This window comes from Acinetobacter lwoffii (genome assembly GCF_052078135.1).
GTDB lineage: Bacteria > Pseudomonadota > Gammaproteobacteria > Pseudomonadales > Moraxellaceae > Acinetobacter > Acinetobacter lwoffii_Z.
Window position 1 is genome coordinate 21,073 of sequence record NZ_JBQGUZ010000017.1, and the last position, 19,111, is coordinate 40,183.

The window sequence follows — 19,111 nt, forward strand, 5'->3', positions numbered from 1 at the left end:
ACTGAGTCAGTGATGTAGAAAAACCGGCGTCTAGGCGCCGGTTTTTTTAATGTGTTTAAAATAATTTATTAAAATCTACCTCGTAACCAAGGGATTTAATTTCTTTGGCAAGTTGAATTTCCCAGCCATTATCAGACATGTAAACCATTCCACTGATATCTCCTGGAAGTTCAATATTATGATCAACAACTAATGGAATTACTTTATCACGTCCTAACTTTCCAATTAAAAGACCGTGTTCAAATACAACATTTTGTCTCGCTCGCAGTTTTAGATTAGCCTGCTTAGAAACTGCCTCACCAACATCATCTGGCGTATATAGCACAATACCAAATCCAACATCGATAAATTTTTCTAATTTTTCAATAATAGTTTTCCCACTACTAGCTTGCTCATGCAAGATAATAGCCTCAAAACCTATTTTTTCTAAGAAGCGTGCTGTCTCAAGCTTTTTAGCTTTATCATGACCATGAACAATAAAAGCTTTTCTTAATGGTGTATTCGAATTTGTATCAGATTTACTAAGTTTGACTTTTGATTTACTAGAATCATCAGCTAGTACTTCATCATTCTCAATATCCATAATTAGAGAATCAATAAAGGAGATTGAGGGTTTATACTCGTCCTCCATAAATTGCTTAATTGGATCATGATAACCAACCATCACTAGAGGATGAAGTTTTGAGTGTAATTTACTAGTATAAGCAGGAAAATATTTTTCTAAAAATTTTTGTATTGCTCTTTCCCATGATTTAAATCTTTCCCGCCCATACTCCCTGCCTTTCTCTTTATAAGCACTATATACTTCTTCGCTAAGCCTATTTTTAAATTCATTTAATTTTTGAATCAATTCGATTTTCTCTACGGTCATACTTAACTCTTTAATTTAAGCTTGATAATTGTTTTATTAAATTAGTGATAACAGTTTCTTCATTATAAACTAGTTGTTATATTTTTCATTAGACAATAAAAAACCCCAAGACTGAATGCGCTTGGGGTTTTCTAGAATTTTGGTCCCGAGGGTCGGACTCGAACCGACACGTCATCTCTGACAGCGGATTTTGAGTCCGCCGCGTCTACCAATTTCACCACCTCGGGAGTGGATGAAAGGTATAATACGCGATTTCTCAGCACTGTCAACGCAGAATATTTTCATTTGTTTATTTTTAAAACAAATCGCATTTTTTCGTTTTAAAATCGAGCAATTCCCGCCATAAAAAAGAAAAAAGTTTATACTAGCCGCAGTTTTTTTAGCGTAAATCATCATGCAACTTTCTGATTTTAATTTTGATCTCCCCGATGAGCTGATTGCTCGCTACCCACTGGAAACACGCAGTGCCTCTCGCCTGTTGCACCTCGATGCCCAAGGTCAATATCATGACCATCAATTTACCGATATTCTGGATTTACTTGAAGACGGCGACTTGTTGGTATTAAACGACACCAAAGTCATGAAGGCCCGTTTAAAAGGTAAACGTGCTTCAGGCGGTGCGGTAGAAGTGCTGGTTGAGCGTATGCAAGATCGCTTTATTGCCTATTGTCATATTAAGGCCAGCAACACTCCGAAAGCCGGTGCAGAACTTTTTATTGGCCCGGATGCAGTGAAAGTGACCGTACAAGGCCGTCATGAAAATCTGTTTATTGTAGAATTTTCACAACCAATTCTCGATGTGCTGGATCAATACGGCGCCTTGCCGATTCCGCCTTATTTCAACCGTGAAGCGGAAGAGATTGATACTGAACGTTATCAAACCGTGTTTAATGACCCAACCAAACTGGCCAGCGTTGCAGCACCTACTGCCAGCCTGCATTTTGATGCCGATCTGTTGGCAAAATTGGAAGCCAAAGGGATTCAAAAAACTTTTGTGACCCTACATGTTGGTGCAGGTACTTTCCTGCCAGTGCGTACCGATGATATTCAAAATCACATCATGCACAGCGAATGGTGCGACGTCCCTGAAACTGCGGTCGAGATGATTCGTCAGACTAAAGCCCGCGGTAATAAAGTCATTTCTGTAGGCACGACTGCCACCCGTGCAGTCGAAAGTGCAGCACAAGCACATAACGGTGAACTGGCAGCCTGGACAGGTGATACCCAGATTTTCATCTATCCGGGTTATCAGTTTAAAGTGGTCGATCGTTTGATCACTAACTTCCATTTACCAGAATCGACCCTGTTAATGCTTGTGTCTGCCTTGTCCAATCGTGACAATATTCTCAATGCTTATAAGCATGCAGTAGACAGCCAGTATCGCTTCTTCAGTTATGGCGATGCCATGCTGATTGATCAGGCGAAATAAGCGAGAACCATTATCCATGCCGATCGAGTCTGTACAACAATCCATTCATATTCGTCGCAAGAAAAATGCAGTGGTGTTTCAGAATATCGCTCGGCTTTGGGATCTGGGCCAACAGGCCAAAACACATCAGGAACTGCTAGACGGATTGCATCCCTGGAATGGCCCGATTACGCTCAAGTTTGAAAATAACCTGCCGCTTGCGCTTGCCGGAATTGGGCTTTTTCTGATTGGCTGCATTTTTATTGCTCCGGGAAATATCTGGATTCAGAGCAGTGTTTTTCTCGGCTGTCTCTGCATCTTCTGGGCCTATATTTGCTATGAACAACAGCAGCCCTTAGAGGAAGTCATTGCTTTTCTGGAAGAACAGGCACTGGCCAAGAAATATCAGCTTGCCTTTCAAAAACAGCCACAGCATATTTCTATGCCACTTAATCCCCTACACTTTATCCGGCATTTAAAACAATTATTTCCAGTATTCAACCAAGGTTCGTTGAGTAATGAAATTCAGCGTTATGCCAGCACGGTATGGGAAGACGAAAACGGCCAGCAACATCAGGTGCTACTGTTCCAATACCACTATATTGATGAAGTACAGGCCCGAAATAAGGAAGGTCAGCCAGTCAAACTGATGCAGGTCCATAAAGACCTGTGGGGCGTATTTGTGTTTGATATCCAGATTCAGGGACTGGCCGTTACGACTTCCAGAAAGAAATTTTATTATCCTTATAGCCATCCCTGGCACAGCAGCGATATTCGCACCAACCAGAGATTAAGCTTTTATGGCAGTGATCCGCTGCAAACTGCCAAATTACTCAGTCCGGGTTTTGTGCTGCGACTGGCCGAATTTTTCGAACAGCGTCAGGGTGATTTACTGTTTCACCCAGAAAATAAGATGCTGTGCTATCTAGGGCCCCATGATTTATTTCAGGTATCGAGCAAGCAGCAGAATATTAGCGATATTTCCACATTGCGCGGCCACCTGAGAACGTTTAAATTAAAACAGCTCGAAAACTTACAACATGATCTGCTGCAGTTTTTAAAATAAATTTTTCGCATCATTTTTAAAATATAGATATAGCTTGGGGAGATCTCGGATGGGATTTTTGATTTTATGTTTGATCATTGTGGCGCTGATTGTCACGATTATCATGATCCGCAACAGTATTGTCCGTCATCACAACGCCACGATTCGCGCCTGGTCGGATGTCGCCAGTTATGAACGGCAAAAACTGAAAATTCTGGATGGGCTGCAACCGCTGGTCGAGCAATACTCGAGTTTTGAAAAAGGCACGCTAGAAAAAGTCACCGAACTGCGTCAGAACATCATGAACCTGAATATCAAGGATGCCGATATTGGACAATTACAACGCATTGAAAGTCTGAACAAACAGTTAATGCATAGCCTGAATGTCGTGATTGAAAATTATCCGGAACTGAAAGCCAATGACATCTATCTGAAAATGATGGCTGAAATTGAAGAACAGAATGAAAATGTCGGTGCTGCGATTACCATTTATAATCGCAATGTCGAGCTATTTAATAACCAGATCCAGATTTTTCCACACAACATCATTAACAATATGTTGCTCAGAAAAAAAGTGGTGCGGCCTTTCCGTGATCAAAGCGTGACCCAGAATTTTGATTACCGTCCGAACTTTCACTGAGTGAACAGCAAGATCTGATAAAATTTTGCATCCTTGGCGCATTAACTTATTATAAAAATAGCCAAGGATGCGGCTGTATCTGTCTAAAACTTATAAAATAAAGAATAAAAATTATGCTGGATTATTTAGAGCACTTGCAACAGATGCTGGTCGAGGAATTTTATCGGTTATACGACCATTATCAGGATGATGAAATCTATGCCTGTAGTCTGGTCTTTGACGAATTTTTACTGCTGGATAATCTGGCGATCTCGACTGAACGTAGTATTTTTAAAGATCCAGAAGATCCTCAGCAATATCTGGCGGAACAGGATCGCTGGAATGTCCAGAAATGGCGTTATCGGGCCCACACTTCACCCGACTCAGGACTCATCCCCTTTAAAACCTTGCTGGCCGATTATTTTAAAACCCAGCATAGCTTTGGCCATCCGGTATTGGCACAGCACAAACAGCTGCACGCGACGCATCTGGAGTTATTGCTGGATAGTTTTAAACAGGCCAAACATCGTCTTTCTGAAGCCTATGGTCTGGATCTGGATAGCATCATGTTTTTCATGAGCCTGCCCACCCAAGTCGAATTTGAATGCCAATCTGCACAGACACTTAATCCTGAGCATATTCATTTACAGAAATTTCTGGCATCCAGACAAACTACTCATTTACCTGCCATACAGAAACGCTTGAAACTCTCGCAAAACGACAAAGATATCTTGATTGATCTAGAGCAGATGCTGGTGATGGAGCCTTATGACTATTTGCAAGTGGCACAAGATGCCTATTTGCTGACCTTGGAATCCTACTTTGTCGATAGCAATATTATATCCAGAAACTGATCCAGCATATCGCTGCAATGGCCTCTGAGCCGGATGGCAGCTGCGCCCTTAGCCGGGAAGATATCCAGCAGCGCTTGCAGCAGTTTTCTGCCCATCCGCCAATATCTCCGGATGTTCTCTAGCTTCAGCGATAAATAAAATTACAGAGCGAATGCTCTACAATGCTGGCGTTTAGTGTAAGAATCAAGGAAAATAGCGCCCTTTAGCTATAACAATCAGCGAACTGTTTTTTCGCCTTGATGTGGAACTCCTATGAAGTTTGAAAAATTAGGTCAGTCGGGCCGTGCCCGTCGTGGTCGTTTAACGCTTGAACATGGTGTGGTGGAAACCCCGATGTTCATGCCTGTGGGTACTTATGGTACGGTCAAGGGCCTGTTGCCACGCGACATTAAAGAGATCAAATCTCAAGTCATTCTGGGCAATACTTTCCATTTGTATCTACGTCCAGGACTGGATGTAATTCGTGAACATGGCGGCCTGCACGGATTTATGAAATGGAATAGTCCCATTTTGACCGATTCAGGCGGCTTCCAGGTCTTCAGTCTGGGCGCAATGCGTAAAATTAAAGAAGAAGGTGTGACCTTCCGCTCGCCGATTGATGGTTCAAAAGTATTTTTATCTCCTGAAATTTCAATGGATATTCAGCACACGCTGAACTCTGACATTGTAATGATTTTTGATGAATGTACCCCGTACCCTGCGACGCATGAAGAAGCGCAAAAATCGTTGCAACTTTCTTTACGCTGGGCCAAACGCTGTAAAACCCAGCATCATGACGTGCTGAAAAACCGTAATGCGCTGTTCGGTATTATTCAAGGCGGCATGTATGAAGATTTACGTGATGAATCTTTAAAAGGCCTGCTAGAAATCGACTTTGATGGTTATGCGATTGGCGGCCTGTCCGTTGGTGAGCCAAAAGAGGAAATGATCAAGGTACTGGATTATCTTCCAGAAAAAATGCCTGCAGACAAACCGCGTTATTTGATGGGCGTCGGCAAGCCTGAAGATATTGTGGAAGCGGTGCGTCGTGGTGTCGATATGTTTGACTGCGTAATGCCAACCCGAAATGCACGTAACGGTCACTATTTTGTGACAGACGGCTTGGTGCGAATCCGTAACAGTAAATACCGTCATGACCAAAGCCCACTCGATCCGCATTGCGACTGCTATACCTGCCAGAACTTTACCCGTGCCTATTTATTCCATCTTGAGAAATGTGGAGAAATGCTCGGCTCTATGCTCGGTACGATTCATAATCTGCGCTATTACCTGCGTTTGACTGAAGCGATGCGTGATGCATTAGACAACGGTACATTTGACGAATTTGTTCATGACTTTTATGCCCGCCGTGGCCTGGAAGTGCCACCTTGTCCGCAAGATTAATCCATCAGTATTTGCGCTGAGGAAAAAGACAATGTAAATTGCAAGAATATGTCAATTTATTATCGAGTTGATCACCAGTTTTTTATTTTAGGAAAATGTAATGAGCCTTTTTATTTCGACTGCTCACGCTGCAGGTGAAGCTGCACAACAACCAAGCATGATGGCGAACCTTTTGATGATTGCTGTTTTTATTGCAATCTTCTATTTCTTGATCTGGCGTCCTCAATCTAAACGTGCCAAAGAACACCGTGCTTTGGTCGACAGCCTTGGCGTTGGCAGTGAAGTGGTATTTGCAGGCGGATTAATGGGCAAAATCACCAAGATTGAAGGTGACTTCGCAGTGGTTGAATTGAGCCGTGGTGTAGAAGTCAAAGTTCAACGTGCAAGTGTGATTTCAGTCCTCCCTGAAGGCACTTTAAATAACCTTTAATCAAAAATAGTCGTGCCCTCGCACGACTTTTTCATTTTAAGAAGAAAACGAATGCGTTACCCAGCATGGAAATATGTACTGATCCTGGTTGTCCTGGTGATCAGTACCTTATATGCCCTGCCAAGTTTGTATCCAGATGAACCTGCTGTACAGATTTCGGGTGCCAAAGCCGGTACTCAAATTGATGCAAGCATCGTACAAAAAGCAGAGCAAATTTTAAAAACTGAAAATATTGCCACCCATGACAATAGCTTTGGCAACAATGCAGCTTTATTACGTGTAGATTCAAGTGAATCGCAGCTTAAAGCTAAAGAGGCTTTACGTCGTGGTTTAGGTGATGATTACGTGGTTGCATTGAACCTTGCCCCGACCACCCCAGAATGGCTGCAAAAAATTGGTGCCAAACCAATGAAGCTCGGCCTGGATTTACGTGGTGGTGTTCACTTCTTGCTTGAAGTGGATATGGACAAGGCCATTTCCCAGCGCATGGAAACCTCTGCGACGGATCTACGTCGTCAGTTGCGTGATAACAACCTTAAATTTAATAGCCTGAACTTGAGCAACAACACCATTGTGATGCAGTTTGCCAACAATGATGACCGTTCTGCAACGATGGACTTCTTGCGCCGTAATGGCAATGAGTTTACCCAGCAGGCTGTTGCGACCGAGACCGGTTCGACCTTACGTCTAAACTATACTGATGTGCGTAAGCAAGAAATTGAATCTTATGCTGTCAATCAGAACTTGACCACTTTACGTAACCGTATTAACGAGTTAGGTGTGGCAGAAGCACTGGTTCAAACTCAGGGCAGCAACCGTATTGTGGTTGAGCTTCCTGGTGTGCAGGATACCGCTGAAGCGAAACGTGTCTTAGGTCGTACCGCGAACCTCGAGTTCCGTCTGGTGTCTGACCTGAATGATCAATATATTGATCCATATACCGGTCAGGCAACGGGTGCATTGCCACCAGGCACAGAAGTCTTTGCTTATGAGTCACTGGACAGTGGTCGTCAGCTCCTCTTGAACCGTAACCGTATCTTAACCGGTGAACGTGTTCAGAATGCATCAAGTGGCTTTAGCCAAGACACAGGCGGTGCTGAAGTTAACATTACCTTGGACAGCGCAGGCGGCAAACTGATGTCGGATGCCACCCGTAATGCGGTCGGCAAACGTATGGCCGTCTTGTTCATCGAGAACAAGCAGCGCATTAATTATGTGGAAGACCCTGCGACCGGCACTCAGACTGAAGTTCGTACCCCATATACTGAATCTGTAGTCATTAACGCTGCAACCATTCAGGCAGTACTGGGTTCTCAGTTCCGTATTACTGGCCTGGACTCGCCGCAAGAAGCTGCTGAACTTGCCTTGATGCTGCGTGCAGGTGCGTTGGCTGCGCCAATGTATTTTGTTGAAGAACGTGTAATTGGTCCAAGTCTGGGTCAAGAAAACATCGATAAAGGTGTACTTTCAACTCAGATCGGTTTCCTTCTGGTCGCCATCTGGATGGTGGTATTCTTCCGTCTGTTTGGTGTGATTGCCAACTTTGCCTTGGTCTTTAACCTGGCGATGATTCTGACAGTCATGTCTTGGATTGGCGCTTCCCTTACCCTTCCGGGTATTGCCGGTATCGTCATTACCATCGGTATGGCGGTCGATGCCAACGTACTGATCTGTGAACGAATACGGGAAGAAATGAAATGGGGAGCTTCGCCAAAACAGGCGATTGTGGCCGGTTATGATCGTGCCTATAACACCATTTTCGACTCGAACTTGACCACATTCCTGGTGGCGTTCATTCTGTTCGCGATTGGTACAGGTCCGATCAAAGGCTTTGCCGTAACCCTGATGATTGGTATTGTCTGCTCGATGTTTACTGCCATTACAGTAACGCGTGCCGTGGTACAGCTCATTTATGGCAAAAAACGTAACTTGAAAAAGTTGAGCATTTAAGGAGATCACTGATGACTGAAAATACTCAACTGAATCAAAAACAGTACGGTCGCCCGGAAGACGAACGCATTATTCCGTTTATGAAGATTGCGATGCCTGCGGCATTGTTTTCAATCCTCTTAACCGTTGCGAGTATCTTCTTTATTGCCACCAAAGGCCTGAACCTCGGTTTAGACTTTACCGGTGGTGTGGCAGCCGAATTAAACTATACCAATCCGGTCAAACCTGAAGATGTCTCCAAGGCATTGAACCAGGCAGGCTTTAATGATGCTGTGGTTCAGACTTTAGGTTCTGAACGTGACCTGATGGTGCGTATGCCGGTTCAGGAAGATATCGAAGCTGAAGACCTGACCAAAGCTGTTACAGCCGCAGTTCAACTGCCAAATAATGCGGCAGAAGTACCGAAGGTTGATGTCGTCGGTGGACAGGTCGGTAATGAGCTCTATGTCCGTTCTGGCGGTGCTGTGGCACTTGCGCTCCTGCTGATGCTGGTCTATGTTACCATCCGCTTTGAGGTCAAGCTGGCTATGGGTGCAGTATTGTCACTGTTCCATGATATCGTCGTTACCCTCGGGATTTTTGCGATGATGCAGTGGCCATTTGACCTGACTGTACTTGCAGCACTCCTTGCAATCATCGGTTTCTCACTGAACGATAATATCGTGGTCTCTGACCGTATCCGTGAGAACTTCCGTAAGATTCGTGGTGCAGAACCGGTCGAAATCATTAACATTGCCCTGACTGAAACGCTGCGTCGTACCATTCATACCTCTATGACCTTATTGCTGGTGGTGCTTGCCATGATGCTGATGGGCGGCGATGGTCTGAAATGGTTCTCGATCGCGATGTTTGTTGGTGTCTTTGTCGGGACCTATTCGTCCATCTATATCGGTACGGCCTTTGCCTTGTGGCGTGGTCTAAACCGTCAGGACTTTATTGTTCAGGTGAAACCAGAATTTGAAGACGAGAACCAGATTCCATAATCTGTTCTGTTTCATGTTCATCGTTCAGCCCGTCTTATGATGGGCTGAATTATTTCTGCCGTTTGAATATGTGGCAGCGGGAATAATCGCAATGACTGGATGGATTTTCTCAATATCAGTTTTCTGGAAAACCACCTTTCTGCTTTCATCCAGACTTTGAAATTCATAATGATCCTGAGTTTCACTGACCAGTTGCAAAATGAGCTGCAAGCCATTGAGCAGATACACACAGAGTATGCCTGCAGTGGATAACTCGGCCTGTTTGTCACAAACCAGCCACCAGCCCGGTTTTAAGCTGGGAAAATAATACGGCCCTGCTACCCAAATCGCATAATGCTGTGCTTGCAGATGAAAAATATCCTGATTGAATGAGAGCGCTGAATCCAAGGAGATAAGTGCGAATGCCTGCTGTTGCACCACCTGCATTTGCAACAGTACACCTTGCGCTGGAATTGGAGATAATTCAACTTTTGGTTCAGTCGACTGATCTAGAATGAGCACATCTAGACCCAGTTGTTGTTCCAGCTCCCTTGCTGCTTTCTCGCCGATCTGGCGTTTGCTATTCAGCAATTGAGCGATATACGATGCAGACAAGCCGAAATGCTCACAGATCTCTTTGCCGGTTTTAAATTGCTGCGTCTCGATCAGCAGATCAATCACCTTGGCCAGATTATTTCGTCTACGTTCAAATATTTCGGTGGCGCTCATCTTGGTTTGCTGGTCTATTTTTTATGCATGTGATTTAAATACCTTACAATAAAAAAGCCCGCAATTGAATTGCAGGCTTTTTAAACTTAGGTAACAGGAATTAAGTACCCTGTACCAGACGACGCGCGCTGATAATTCCCGGCTGCTGCTCTAGACGGGCCAGCAGCTTGGAAAGTTGTGCCAGACCTTTGACTTCAATCAGCAGCTTCATATTGGCAATACCATCCGCTTCCGAAATGGTATTCACCTGACGGATATTGATCTGATCCGAGAAAATCACTTGCGTGAGATCTTTGAGCAAACCGCGTCGATCATAAGCTTCCACCACAATCTGTACGCTCTGACCACGAGTCGGCTGCATTTCCCAATCGGCTTCTACCGCACGCTCAGGCTCTTGGGTGATCATGCGCACATAGTCCGGACAGGCCACCTTATGAATGCTCACTCCACGATTCAGAGTGATATAGCCAGCGATCGATTCACCATGCACCGGTTGGCAACATTGCGCGACATGCAGTTCCACGTTATCTAAACCGTCGATCAGAATCCCGTGCGCTGACAGTGTATGACTGGCACGCGGGTTCAAGGCAGGTTTCAGCACCAGCTCAGGCTCGTCCTGATCCAGATGCATGTGACGGTTCACCTGATTAATCAGGGCATGCAGGCTGATATCACCATTGACCAGATTCACCAGAATGTCATCACCGGTTTTGACATTGAAGTGGTTGCAATAATCACTCAGATCAATCGATTTCGGGTGAATTGCCAGACGTGACAATTCCTTGTTCAGCACTTCACGGCCGACTTCCAGGTTCTTGCTACGATCCTGCTGACGGAACCAGTGACGCAGCTTGTCCCGCGCACGGGCAGTCTTGATATAACCTAATGAATTGACCAACCAGTCCCGATTCGGTTCCCGGTCTTTTTTGGTCAGAATCTCGACCTGTTCACCGGTTTTCAGGGTGTAAGTCAGCGGCACATAGCGCTGATTTACCCGTGCGGCATAGCACTTGTTCCCGACCTCAGTATGCACATGATACGCAAAGTCGAGTACGGTCGAATCACGCGGCAGCTCTTTGATATCACCATCACGGCTAAACACATAGATCTTTTCAAAACCTTCAAAATCTTGAATATGTTCAAAATTCTCTATTTCATCTTCAGATTCTTTATGTGCACTGGTTTCATTGCGCTCTTGATAATGCTCAAGTACCGCACGTAAGGAATGCAGACGATGGTTAAAGGAGCGATCTGTCGTTTTTGCACCTTCTTTATAATTAAAGTGTGAACACACCCCCAGTTCAGCTTCGTCATGCATTGCATGGGTACGAATCTGCACTTCAAGTGACTTATTCTCGGCAATCACTGCAGTATGTAAAGAACGATAACCATTGGCTTTCGGATTGGTAATATAGTCATCAAACTGATGCGGAATATGGCGCCAGATCTGATGCACAATACCTAAAGTGTGGTAACACTCCGGTACACTTTTCACCAGTACCCGTAAAGCACGAATATCATAGAGTTGGTCAAAGCTCAGGTTCTTGCTTTTCATTTTTCGATAAATCGAATAAATGTGTTTCACCCGGCCATTAATTTCAGCTTCGATACCATGTTCGGCCAATTCATTGCGTAATTTATCAATCACAAACTGAATATACTGTTCACGCTCCAGACGCTTTTCATTCAGTAAGGAAGCAATTTCTTTATAACGTTCCGGCGCAAGATAACGGAAAGCCAGATCTTCCAGCTCCCACTTCAACTGAGCAATGCCCAAGCGGTGTGCCAGTGGCGAGTAAATGGTCAGAATTTCTCGGGCCACCCGTTCCTGACGCTCACGCGAGGAATTGGCCAGTTCACGCAAGGCATAGGTACGTTCGGCCAGCTTGACCAGAACAACCCGTACATCTTCGGTGACCGAGATCAGCATTTTGTAAATGCCAGACAGATGTTCACGCTGGTTATTATTGAAATGATCTTCCAGGCGTTTATTTTTTTCGATCAGCTCAGACAGCTTACCCATGGCAAGCGTACCTTTGACCAGGCTATGCACCTGTTCGCCGAACTGTTCCAATACTTCACTGAGTGGCATGACGCCTTCACGAACAGCACGATACAGCATGGCTGCGGACAAAGTATCTTCATCGACATGCAGATGCGCCAGAATATCCGCCATCTCAATACCAGTATAAAAGGTATTGGAGCGGTGCTGAACCGTACTTTGCAGCTCTCTTTCTAATGTTAAGTGGGCGACTTCTTCGAGCTGCGTTAAAGGTGCGCCATCTAATATGCCACGAACCCGATCCAACCATTCAGTCAGATCCTGGTGTGCTTGTTCGGCATGTTCTACAGTCGTCTCCTGTGACAACTCATTGAGTCGCCCAGGGAGTTGCTCACGTACTGTGACCATACCCGTCTCCTACTTTTAAAAACATCATTTCTTTAATCGTTTATTTGATTTTCTTTTTCGAACAATGCGATTGATTCAACATGTCCAGTATGTGTAAACATATCCATCACGCCCGCCTGGGTGAGACGATAGCCCTGTTGTACCAGGAGTCCTGCATCTCTGGCGAGTGTCGCAGGATTGCATGACACATAAACGATTCTTTTAGCTCCAAACTGAGGGATATAATGCATCACTTCTTCTGCCCCGGCACGTGGCGGGTCGATTAATAATGCATCAAAACCTTGATTTGCCCAAGTATGGTGCGAGAAATCTTTGGTTAAATCTTGTGAATAGAACGCTATTTGTGCAATACCATTGTTTTTGGCATTTTCCGCACCACGTCGAACCATTTCATCACTTCCTTCAACCGCAATCACCTGACCCGACGCACCAACACAGCGCGCCAGAGGCAAAGAAAAGTTTCCTAATCCACAAAACAGATCCAGAACCCGCTCACCTTGTTGTAGCTGAAGCAAATCACATGCCAATCGTACCATTTGCGGATTGATGCTTGAATTTACCTGGGTAAAGTCCAGAGGATTAAAGCCGAATTTCACATCAAAGTCATCAAGACCATAGTGTAAGCGTGCAGATGCTTCTGGAGCATCTATCCGCGAGAGCGTTTCTTTGCCGGCAGGCTGCAGATACAGTTGCCAGCCTTTCTGTAACGTAAATTCGCGCAATTGGTTGACATCATCGGCAGATAATTTTGCAGTTTCACGCACCAGCAGCGCAATGTCCTGATCCCCCATAGCCAATTCTATATGACCGATGTCGGCCTTACCATTGAGACCTTGCAGCAATTGTTTAAGACGTGTAACCGAGCCAAACTCGCGATCCAAGATCATACAGCGATCAATCGGCGTAAGTTTGTTGGACTGATTTTCACGAAAACCCACCACCAGCTGATCCTTGGAAGGCAGATAACGCACCCCGATTCGGGCTTTACGGCGATAATCTTCACGTTGTGAACGTAAAGGCGGTAGCCATTGATCAGGCTGGATTCCGGCAAAATGCTGAAGATGTGATTTCAGCACATTCTGTTTCAGTTCAATCTGCGCATCCGCAGCGATATGCTGCATATTACAGCCACCACAAACGCCAAAATGCGGACACACCGGCTTCACGCGAATCTCGGAAGCGTCGCTCAACAATTCAAGACTGTCGGCTTCTTCGAGTTTCTTAACTTCTCGGGTAATACGGGCACGCACGGTTTCACCCGGCAAGGCATAACGGATAAAGACTTTCTTGCCATGTTTATGCTGCGGATGATCTGGATGTGAACCATAATGAGCGATGCCACGTCCCTCATGCGATAGTGACTCAACCTGAAAAATGTACTCGGGTTGCTGGATAGGACGTGCTTTTGCTCGATGTTTCATGAAAACCTAGGGTGTGGAGATGGGAAAATCAAATTGGGTAAATTCAGTTCGTTGCGAAGTCTCACGCCAAACTGATAAAAAGTCCGCATGCTGCGGTTGAGTATGCAAATATTGAATCGTGCTTTGCAGCAAATGCTGATAATCCGGCAGTAACAGTTGGCCTTTTAACAGCAACCAGCGGATATACACCAGCCAGGTATTCAGGACATCACCTTCACAATAAGACGTTAGTTCGGTCCATTGCTGATTGCGGACATATTCTGGAACCCGATAGGCTCCGTCACCGCGCTTGCCTGGATAGCCCAGCAAATGTGCAACATCATCCAGCTTCTGGAAATGACGGGCATGAAACATGGCCATCACATCCATCAGGTCAACATGACGATGATGGTAACGATTCTGGTAGTTATTATAACGCTTTTGCGTATCAATTTCGCCCTGATCGAACAGACTCGGTGCAGAGAGCCCATGATACATGGCGCGGTATAAAATCACTGGTAAATCAAACTGTGAGCCGTTCCAACTCACTAGAGTCGGATGGCGCTTGTCAAAAATCGACAAGAATTTTTTCAAAATTTCTGCTTCAGAATGCTGTTCTCGGCTAAACGAAAACAGCTTCATGCCCTGCTCATCCATCCACAAACCGGAAATACAGACGATTTCATGCAGCGGCAAACGCTGAAAATCCGAGCCTGAATCCTGACGGCGTAATTTGGTCAAGGCCTGATCCAGATCTGCTTCGGGCAGGTCCAGACCAAACAGATGCGCGCCTGATTTGAGATCGGTTTGGGTTTCAATATCGAAAGTTAAAACAGGCAGGCGCATAAAACAGTGCTCAAATAATTATTCAGGATCTTGTACAGAGAATAACCCTGTAGACAAGTAACGGTCACCACGGTCACAGATAATACACACAATCACTGCATCCGGATGTTCTTCCGCCAGTTTAATCGAGGCCCACACTGCCCCACCAGAAGAGGTTCCGGCACTAATGCCTTCTTTCTGTGCCAGCTTACGCATGGTTTTTTCAGCTTCGATTTGTGGAATATCAATAATGCGATCGACTCGGCTGCGGTCGAAAATGGTTGGCAGATATTCTTCTGGCCAGCGACGGATTCCGGCAATGCTTGAACCATCAGATGGCTGTAAACCGACGATCTGAATATCAGGATTCATTTCTTTCAGGTATTTCGACACACCCATGATGGTGCCGGTGGTACCCATAGAACTGACAAAATGGGTAATTTTGCCACCGGTTTGCTGCCAGATTTCTGGACCCGTGGTCAGGTAATGCGCTTCGACATTGTCCGGATTTCCAAACTGATTCAGCACCAGCCCCACGCCATCATTCTGCATTTGAGCAGCAAGATCACGTGCACCTTCCATGCCCTGCTCTTTGGTCACTTCAATCAGCTCGGCACCATAAGCACGCATCGCGTCCTTACGTTCCTGACTCATATTGTTCGGCATAATCAGCTTCATTTTATAGCCACGCATTGCAGCCACCATGGCCAATGCAATCCCCGTATTTCCGCTCGTTGCCTCAATCAGGGTGTCACCCGGTTTGATCTGCCCACGCTTCTCGGCCTGCATGATCATATTATAGGCCGGACGGTCTTTGACCGAACCTGCTGGGTTATTGCCTTCGAGTTTCGCGAGTACTGTAGCTTGAGTGTGACTTGCCAGACGATGTAAACGCACCAGCGGCGTTTTGCCTACATAATGGTCTAACAAAAATTCATCTGCTTGAAAATCAGGGATGGTATTACTCATTATTTGCACCTATATCGAGGTGCGGCTATTGTATGAAAAAATGCTTTTCCCTGCACCCATTTAGCAAGGCTTTTTCAGAAAACTCACTAAAACTCACACACTATCAAGCCATAAACTACATTTCCCGATAATTTAGCCAGGTGAAGCAGCTCGCTAATGAAGATGAAAATACTATTTCAGTCTGGCACTTTTACAGATTGAAATTTCGTGCGTCTTAGTCTTGCTGTACCTGAGCAAAATTAACTGAAATCTCTTGTATTTTTAACTGCTAATCCGAAGCTTTATAAAAATTATGCTTAAATTTTAACTGTCGATTTAAAGCATGCTAATATGCCAGGCATAAAGAAAATACTGCTTAAATCATGTCAACGATCAACAAAAAGCTGTTTAAACGCCTACACTTAAATCATGCCTATGGACAGCTGATTGCGCTGATTTTTGTGCCGATTACCATTTTGGCCTGTGTCGGTGCCATGCTGGTGTTGACTGAAACCTCGAATGCCGCACGTGCCCAGCAGAAACAGATGGCCATTGCGATTCTGACCCGCTTTCAAGGCACTTCAGAATATGCCCTGGATATCTTGAACCTGTATCCATGGCAATATGACCAAGCCCACAACGCCATGCAGAACATGCTGAATGAAAAGCATCTGGTTCGGGCAGCAGTTCTGGACGAAAATGGCAAGAACCGTTTGGGCATCGGCTTTCAGGAACAGGCGCCTTGGCCAGAATTTGAGAAAAGCGGCAATTTTGTTGGTCCGATTCTGCATCAAGATAATCATATCTATGCCATTAAAGTGAATGAAAACACTTTTTCTACCGGCTGGCTGGCGATTGAACTGGATAACCAGCCGCTAGCAATTGCCCGTTACCGAGTACTGATCGTACTGATTGCGACCGGATTACTCACTTTATTATTATTGTTGCTTTGTCTGAATTTCTACTCACGGCGCTGGATTGCACCGATGTATGAGATTCGCATGCAGTTGCAACGCCTGAATGCCGATACCCTCGGCCAGCATATGGTGATTAACAGCACCGGCGAGCTGCGTTTATTGCAACGTGATATTGCCAATGTGGTGAAACGTCTGCATTTCAGCTTTCTGGAACTGCGTGAACATACCGAACAGACCGAAGATGACTTGCGCCGTACCCTCGACACTTTAGAAGTCCAGAATATTACCTATCGTCAGGCACGCGACCAGGCGATCTCGGCCAACCAGGCCAAGTCGGTGTTTCTGGCCAATATTTCCCATGAACTGCGTACCCCGCTGAACAGTATTGATGGTTTTATTCATCTGTTGTTACGTCAGGGCAATCTCAGCAACGAGCAGAGCCTGTATTTGCAGACCATTCGTAAGTCTTCGGCGCATTTGCTGGCACTGATTAATGATGTCCTGGATTTTTCCAAGATTGATGCCGGCAAACTGGAATTAGAAACTGCACCTTTCGATCTGGAAGAAGCGATTTTTGATGTGATGGACATGTTGTCACCGCTGGCAGCACAAAAACATATTGATATGGCCTTCTATTATGCAGACGGTGTGCCAAAACACATTATTGGTGATGCACTGCGGTTTAAGCAGATTCTGACCAACCTGATTTCCAATGCGATCAAGTTCACTCCGGATGGAGAAATCATTGTCCGGGCACGCATGGAACATGAGGGCATAGATCAATGTGTGCTGCATTTTAGTGTGCAGGACAGCGGCATTGGCCTGAGTGGTACCGACCGTAAAAAGCTGTTTGAATCCTTCTCGCAGGGTGATACCTCAGTGACCCGTCAGTTTGGCGGTACTGGTCTTGGTCTGGCAATTTCCAAACAGCTGGTCAGCCTGATGCATGGCCAGATTGGTTTTGAAGACAATCAGGAACGTGCTCCGACCGAAAAAGGCTCTACTTTCTGGTTTACTGCCCAGTTCCTAGTCGATGAAGATACCGTGATTGAGCATCCAGACTTTAGCGAATTGACTGTGGTGTCTTATCTTGCCCATCCGGCAACTGCGAATGTGCTGCGGCATTATCTGGAAAATTATCAGGTCAAACACATTGAATGTGCATCGATTCTGGATCTGTTTAGCCGCCTAAATCATTTACAGAATAGCGAAAATACCTGGCTAATCGTCGATCATAGTGGTGACAGTGAGGTCTTGTTACGCGAAATCCGTTCACGTTATCAGGGTCATCTGGCTGTCTATGGTTATCAGATGCAGCTGGATCCGAGCATGCTCAACGACCATCGTGCCCGTGCCCTGCATCAGCCACTCAGCCGCAGCGCGCTGATTCAGTTACTCGGCAATCAGCCGGTCTTCGGTCAGGAACAGCATGAAGAATTTAATGGTCAAGGCCTGCATATTCTGGCCGTGGATGATCACTTACCCAACCTGATTGTTCTGGAAGCCTTACTGGGTGAACTCAATGTCACCACGACCAAAGCCCTCAGCGGGCAGGAAGCGATCGATATTATTCAGCGCCGTTATGAACAGGAACAGCCAGCATTTGATCTGGTCTTTATGGACATTCAGATGCCAGTCATGTCGGGGATCGATACCACCCGTGCTATTCGCTCGCTGGAATCGACCTTTGAAAATCATAGCCGCCTGCCGATTATTGCCCTGACGGCGCATGCACTTTCTGATGAAAAGCATAAACTGCTGCAAAACGGTATGGATGATTATGTCACCAAGCCGATCCAGATCGAGCAGATTATCCAAATTTTGACGCACTGGACCACCGAGCATTTTAAACGGATTCCGGTACTGGAACGTGCCAATGTGATTGATGCCCTAGATCCAAATATTCTGGACTGGCAGCAAAGCCTGCAACTGGCAGCCAATAAGGAAGATCTGGCAGTAGACCTGTTACGCATGCTGGTGGACAGCTTTGCAGATGAACTCGATGAAATGCAGCAACTGATTGAACTGGAAGATTTTCCACAACTGGAACATGTACTGCATCGTCTCTATGGCGCGACCCGCTATGTCGGTGCACCGACTCTGCAGAAAGTCACCGGTGGCTTTGAGCAGTTCGTTTCTACCTTGCGTAAAGAGCGCCGTAAGGCCGATGAAAGCTTTGTTCAAGAGGTACTGAAATATTTTGATGAACTCAAAGCCGTGGTTGAACAGGTTGAACAGGCTGCCCAGCAAATTTTGAAGCAACATTTAAATTAAACCTCTGAAGCTGCTCAGTTCTTAACTTACTCAAGTGTGACTGAGCTGTCATGCAAGCCTAAAGGCTGCATGCTATGCTCAAGCCA

General features: G+C 45.5%; 14 protein-coding genes, 1 tRNA gene and 1 pseudogene. 9 read left to right on the plus strand and 7 right to left on the minus strand.

The window, feature by feature from the left end; genetic code table 11:
• Positions 1-55: 55 nt before the first annotated feature.
• On the minus strand, positions 56-871 hold the full coding sequence (locus ACTL4S_RS11610; RefSeq protein ID WP_180038932.1) for a TIR domain-containing protein: 816 nt from the start codon (positions 869-871) through the stop codon (positions 56-58).
• A gap of 140 nt (positions 872-1,011) precedes the next feature.
• Positions 1,012-1,098 (minus strand) — tRNA-Leu (locus tag ACTL4S_RS11615).
• Between the two features lie 167 nt (positions 1,099-1,265).
• Here ACTL4S_RS11615 and queA point away from each other — a divergent pair.
• The 8 genes and pseudogenes from queA to secF all read left to right on the plus strand — a co-directional run bounded on the left by queA (position 1,266) and on the right by secF (position 9,543).
• Positions 1,266-2,300 carry a tRNA preQ1(34) S-adenosylmethionine ribosyltransferase-isomerase QueA gene (queA, locus tag ACTL4S_RS11620; RefSeq protein ID WP_005106092.1) on the plus strand — a complete coding sequence of 345 codons (1,035 nt, stop codon included), beginning with the start codon at positions 1,266-1,268 and terminating at the stop codon, positions 2,298-2,300.
• Positions 2,301-2,316: 16 nt separating this feature from the next.
• On the plus strand, positions 2,317-3,345 hold the full coding sequence (locus ACTL4S_RS11625) for a hypothetical protein (RefSeq protein WP_441299400.1): 1,029 nt from the start codon (positions 2,317-2,319) through the stop codon (positions 3,343-3,345).
• Positions 3,346-3,394: 49 nt separating this feature from the next.
• Positions 3,395-3,964: a LemA family protein gene (locus tag ACTL4S_RS11630; protein WP_004645163.1), complete on the plus strand. Its 570-nt coding sequence runs from the start codon at positions 3,395-3,397 to the stop codon at positions 3,962-3,964.
• A 113-nt stretch (positions 3,965-4,077) separates the two neighbouring features.
• Positions 4,078-4,919 (plus strand): annotated as a pseudogene (locus ACTL4S_RS11635) (hypothetical protein).
• Positions 4,920-5,049: 130 nt separating this feature from the next.
• Entirely contained in the window at positions 5,050-6,180 is a 1,131-nt protein-coding gene (gene tgt, locus ACTL4S_RS11640; RefSeq protein ID WP_005252828.1) for a tRNA guanosine(34) transglycosylase Tgt, read from the plus strand.
• A 100-nt stretch (positions 6,181-6,280) separates the two neighbouring features.
• On the plus strand, positions 6,281-6,610 hold the full coding sequence (gene yajC / locus ACTL4S_RS11645) for a preprotein translocase subunit YajC (RefSeq protein WP_004645158.1): 330 nt from the start codon (positions 6,281-6,283) through the stop codon (positions 6,608-6,610).
• 51 nt (positions 6,611-6,661) lie between these two features.
• A complete protein-coding gene (gene secD, locus ACTL4S_RS11650) occupies positions 6,662-8,560 on the plus strand; it encodes a protein translocase subunit SecD (protein WP_004733746.1) in 1,899 nt (632 codons plus the stop codon).
• An 8-nt stretch (positions 8,561-8,568) separates the two neighbouring features.
• Positions 8,569-9,543: a protein translocase subunit SecF gene (gene secF, locus ACTL4S_RS11655; protein ID WP_171066787.1), complete on the plus strand. Its 975-nt coding sequence runs from the start codon at positions 8,569-8,571 to the stop codon at positions 9,541-9,543.
• 24 nt (positions 9,544-9,567) lie between these two features.
• Here the strand turns inward: secF and ACTL4S_RS11660 are convergent, their stop codons facing one another.
• The 5 genes from ACTL4S_RS11660 to cysM all read right to left on the minus strand — a co-directional run bounded on the left by ACTL4S_RS11660 (position 9,568) and on the right by cysM (position 15,855).
• On the minus strand, positions 9,568-10,251 hold the full coding sequence (locus ACTL4S_RS11660) for a hypothetical protein (RefSeq protein ID WP_222112429.1): 684 nt from the start codon (positions 10,249-10,251) through the stop codon (positions 9,568-9,570).
• Positions 10,252-10,351: 100 nt separating this feature from the next.
• Positions 10,352-12,661 carry a RelA/SpoT family protein gene (locus tag ACTL4S_RS11665; protein ID WP_180038925.1) on the minus strand — a complete coding sequence of 770 codons (2,310 nt, stop codon included), beginning with the start codon at positions 12,659-12,661 and terminating at the stop codon, positions 10,352-10,354.
• Positions 12,662-12,693: 32 nt separating this feature from the next.
• Positions 12,694-14,082, minus strand: coding sequence for a 23S rRNA (uracil(1939)-C(5))-methyltransferase RlmD (gene rlmD, locus ACTL4S_RS11670; protein WP_441299401.1), 1,389 nt, complete (start codon positions 14,080-14,082; stop codon positions 12,694-12,696).
• Between the two features lie 6 nt (positions 14,083-14,088).
• Complete coding sequence (locus tag ACTL4S_RS11675; protein WP_005101819.1) at positions 14,089-14,907, minus strand: 3'-5' exonuclease; 819 nt, start codon at positions 14,905-14,907, stop codon at positions 14,089-14,091.
• Positions 14,908-14,925: 18 nt separating this feature from the next.
• The gene (gene cysM, locus ACTL4S_RS11680; RefSeq protein ID WP_441299402.1) at positions 14,926-15,855 is read right to left on the minus strand and encodes a cysteine synthase CysM; all 930 of its coding nucleotides are present in this window, start codon (positions 15,853-15,855) and stop codon (positions 14,926-14,928) included.
• Between the two features lie 362 nt (positions 15,856-16,217).
• On the opposite strand from cysM, the gene ACTL4S_RS11685 reads away from it, so the two are divergent.
• Positions 16,218-19,025 carry a GacS-like sensor histidine kinase gene (locus tag ACTL4S_RS11685; protein WP_441299403.1) on the plus strand — a complete coding sequence of 936 codons (2,808 nt, stop codon included), beginning with the start codon at positions 16,218-16,220 and terminating at the stop codon, positions 19,023-19,025.
• Positions 19,026-19,111 lie beyond the last annotated feature (86 nt).

What these genes read in the sequence shown, in the direction of transcription:
- ACTL4S_RS11610 (WP_180038932.1), bottom strand. Translation starts at nt 871, where the DNA reads ATGACCGTAGAGAAAATCGAATTGATTCAAAAATTAAATGAATTTAAA.
- queA (WP_005106092.1), top strand. Translation starts at nt 1,266, where the DNA reads ATGCAACTTTCTGATTTTAATTTTGATCTCCCCGATGAGCTGATTGCT.
- ACTL4S_RS11625 (WP_441299400.1), top strand. Translation starts at nt 2,317, where the DNA reads ATGCCGATCGAGTCTGTACAACAATCCATTCATATTCGTCGCAAGAAA.
- ACTL4S_RS11630 (WP_004645163.1), top strand. Translation starts at nt 3,395, where the DNA reads ATGGGATTTTTGATTTTATGTTTGATCATTGTGGCGCTGATTGTCACG.
- tgt (WP_005252828.1), top strand. Translation starts at nt 5,050, where the DNA reads ATGAAGTTTGAAAAATTAGGTCAGTCGGGCCGTGCCCGTCGTGGTCGT.
- yajC (WP_004645158.1), top strand. Translation starts at nt 6,281, where the DNA reads ATGAGCCTTTTTATTTCGACTGCTCACGCTGCAGGTGAAGCTGCACAA.
- secD (WP_004733746.1), top strand. Translation starts at nt 6,662, where the DNA reads ATGCGTTACCCAGCATGGAAATATGTACTGATCCTGGTTGTCCTGGTG.
- ACTL4S_RS11660 (WP_222112429.1), bottom strand. Translation starts at nt 10,251, where the DNA reads ATGAGCGCCACCGAAATATTTGAACGTAGACGAAATAATCTGGCCAAG.
- ACTL4S_RS11665 (WP_180038925.1), bottom strand. Translation starts at nt 12,661, where the DNA reads ATGGTCACAGTACGTGAGCAACTCCCTGGGCGACTCAATGAGTTGTCA.
- rlmD (WP_441299401.1), bottom strand. Translation starts at nt 14,082, where the DNA reads ATGAAACATCGAGCAAAAGCACGTCCTATCCAGCAACCCGAGTACATT.
- ACTL4S_RS11675 (WP_005101819.1), bottom strand. Translation starts at nt 14,907, where the DNA reads ATGCGCCTGCCTGTTTTAACTTTCGATATTGAAACCCAAACCGATCTC.
- cysM (WP_441299402.1), bottom strand. Translation starts at nt 15,855, where the DNA reads ATGAGTAATACCATCCCTGATTTTCAAGCAGATGAATTTTTGTTAGAC.
- ACTL4S_RS11685 (WP_441299403.1), top strand. Translation starts at nt 16,218, where the DNA reads ATGTCAACGATCAACAAAAAGCTGTTTAAACGCCTACACTTAAATCAT.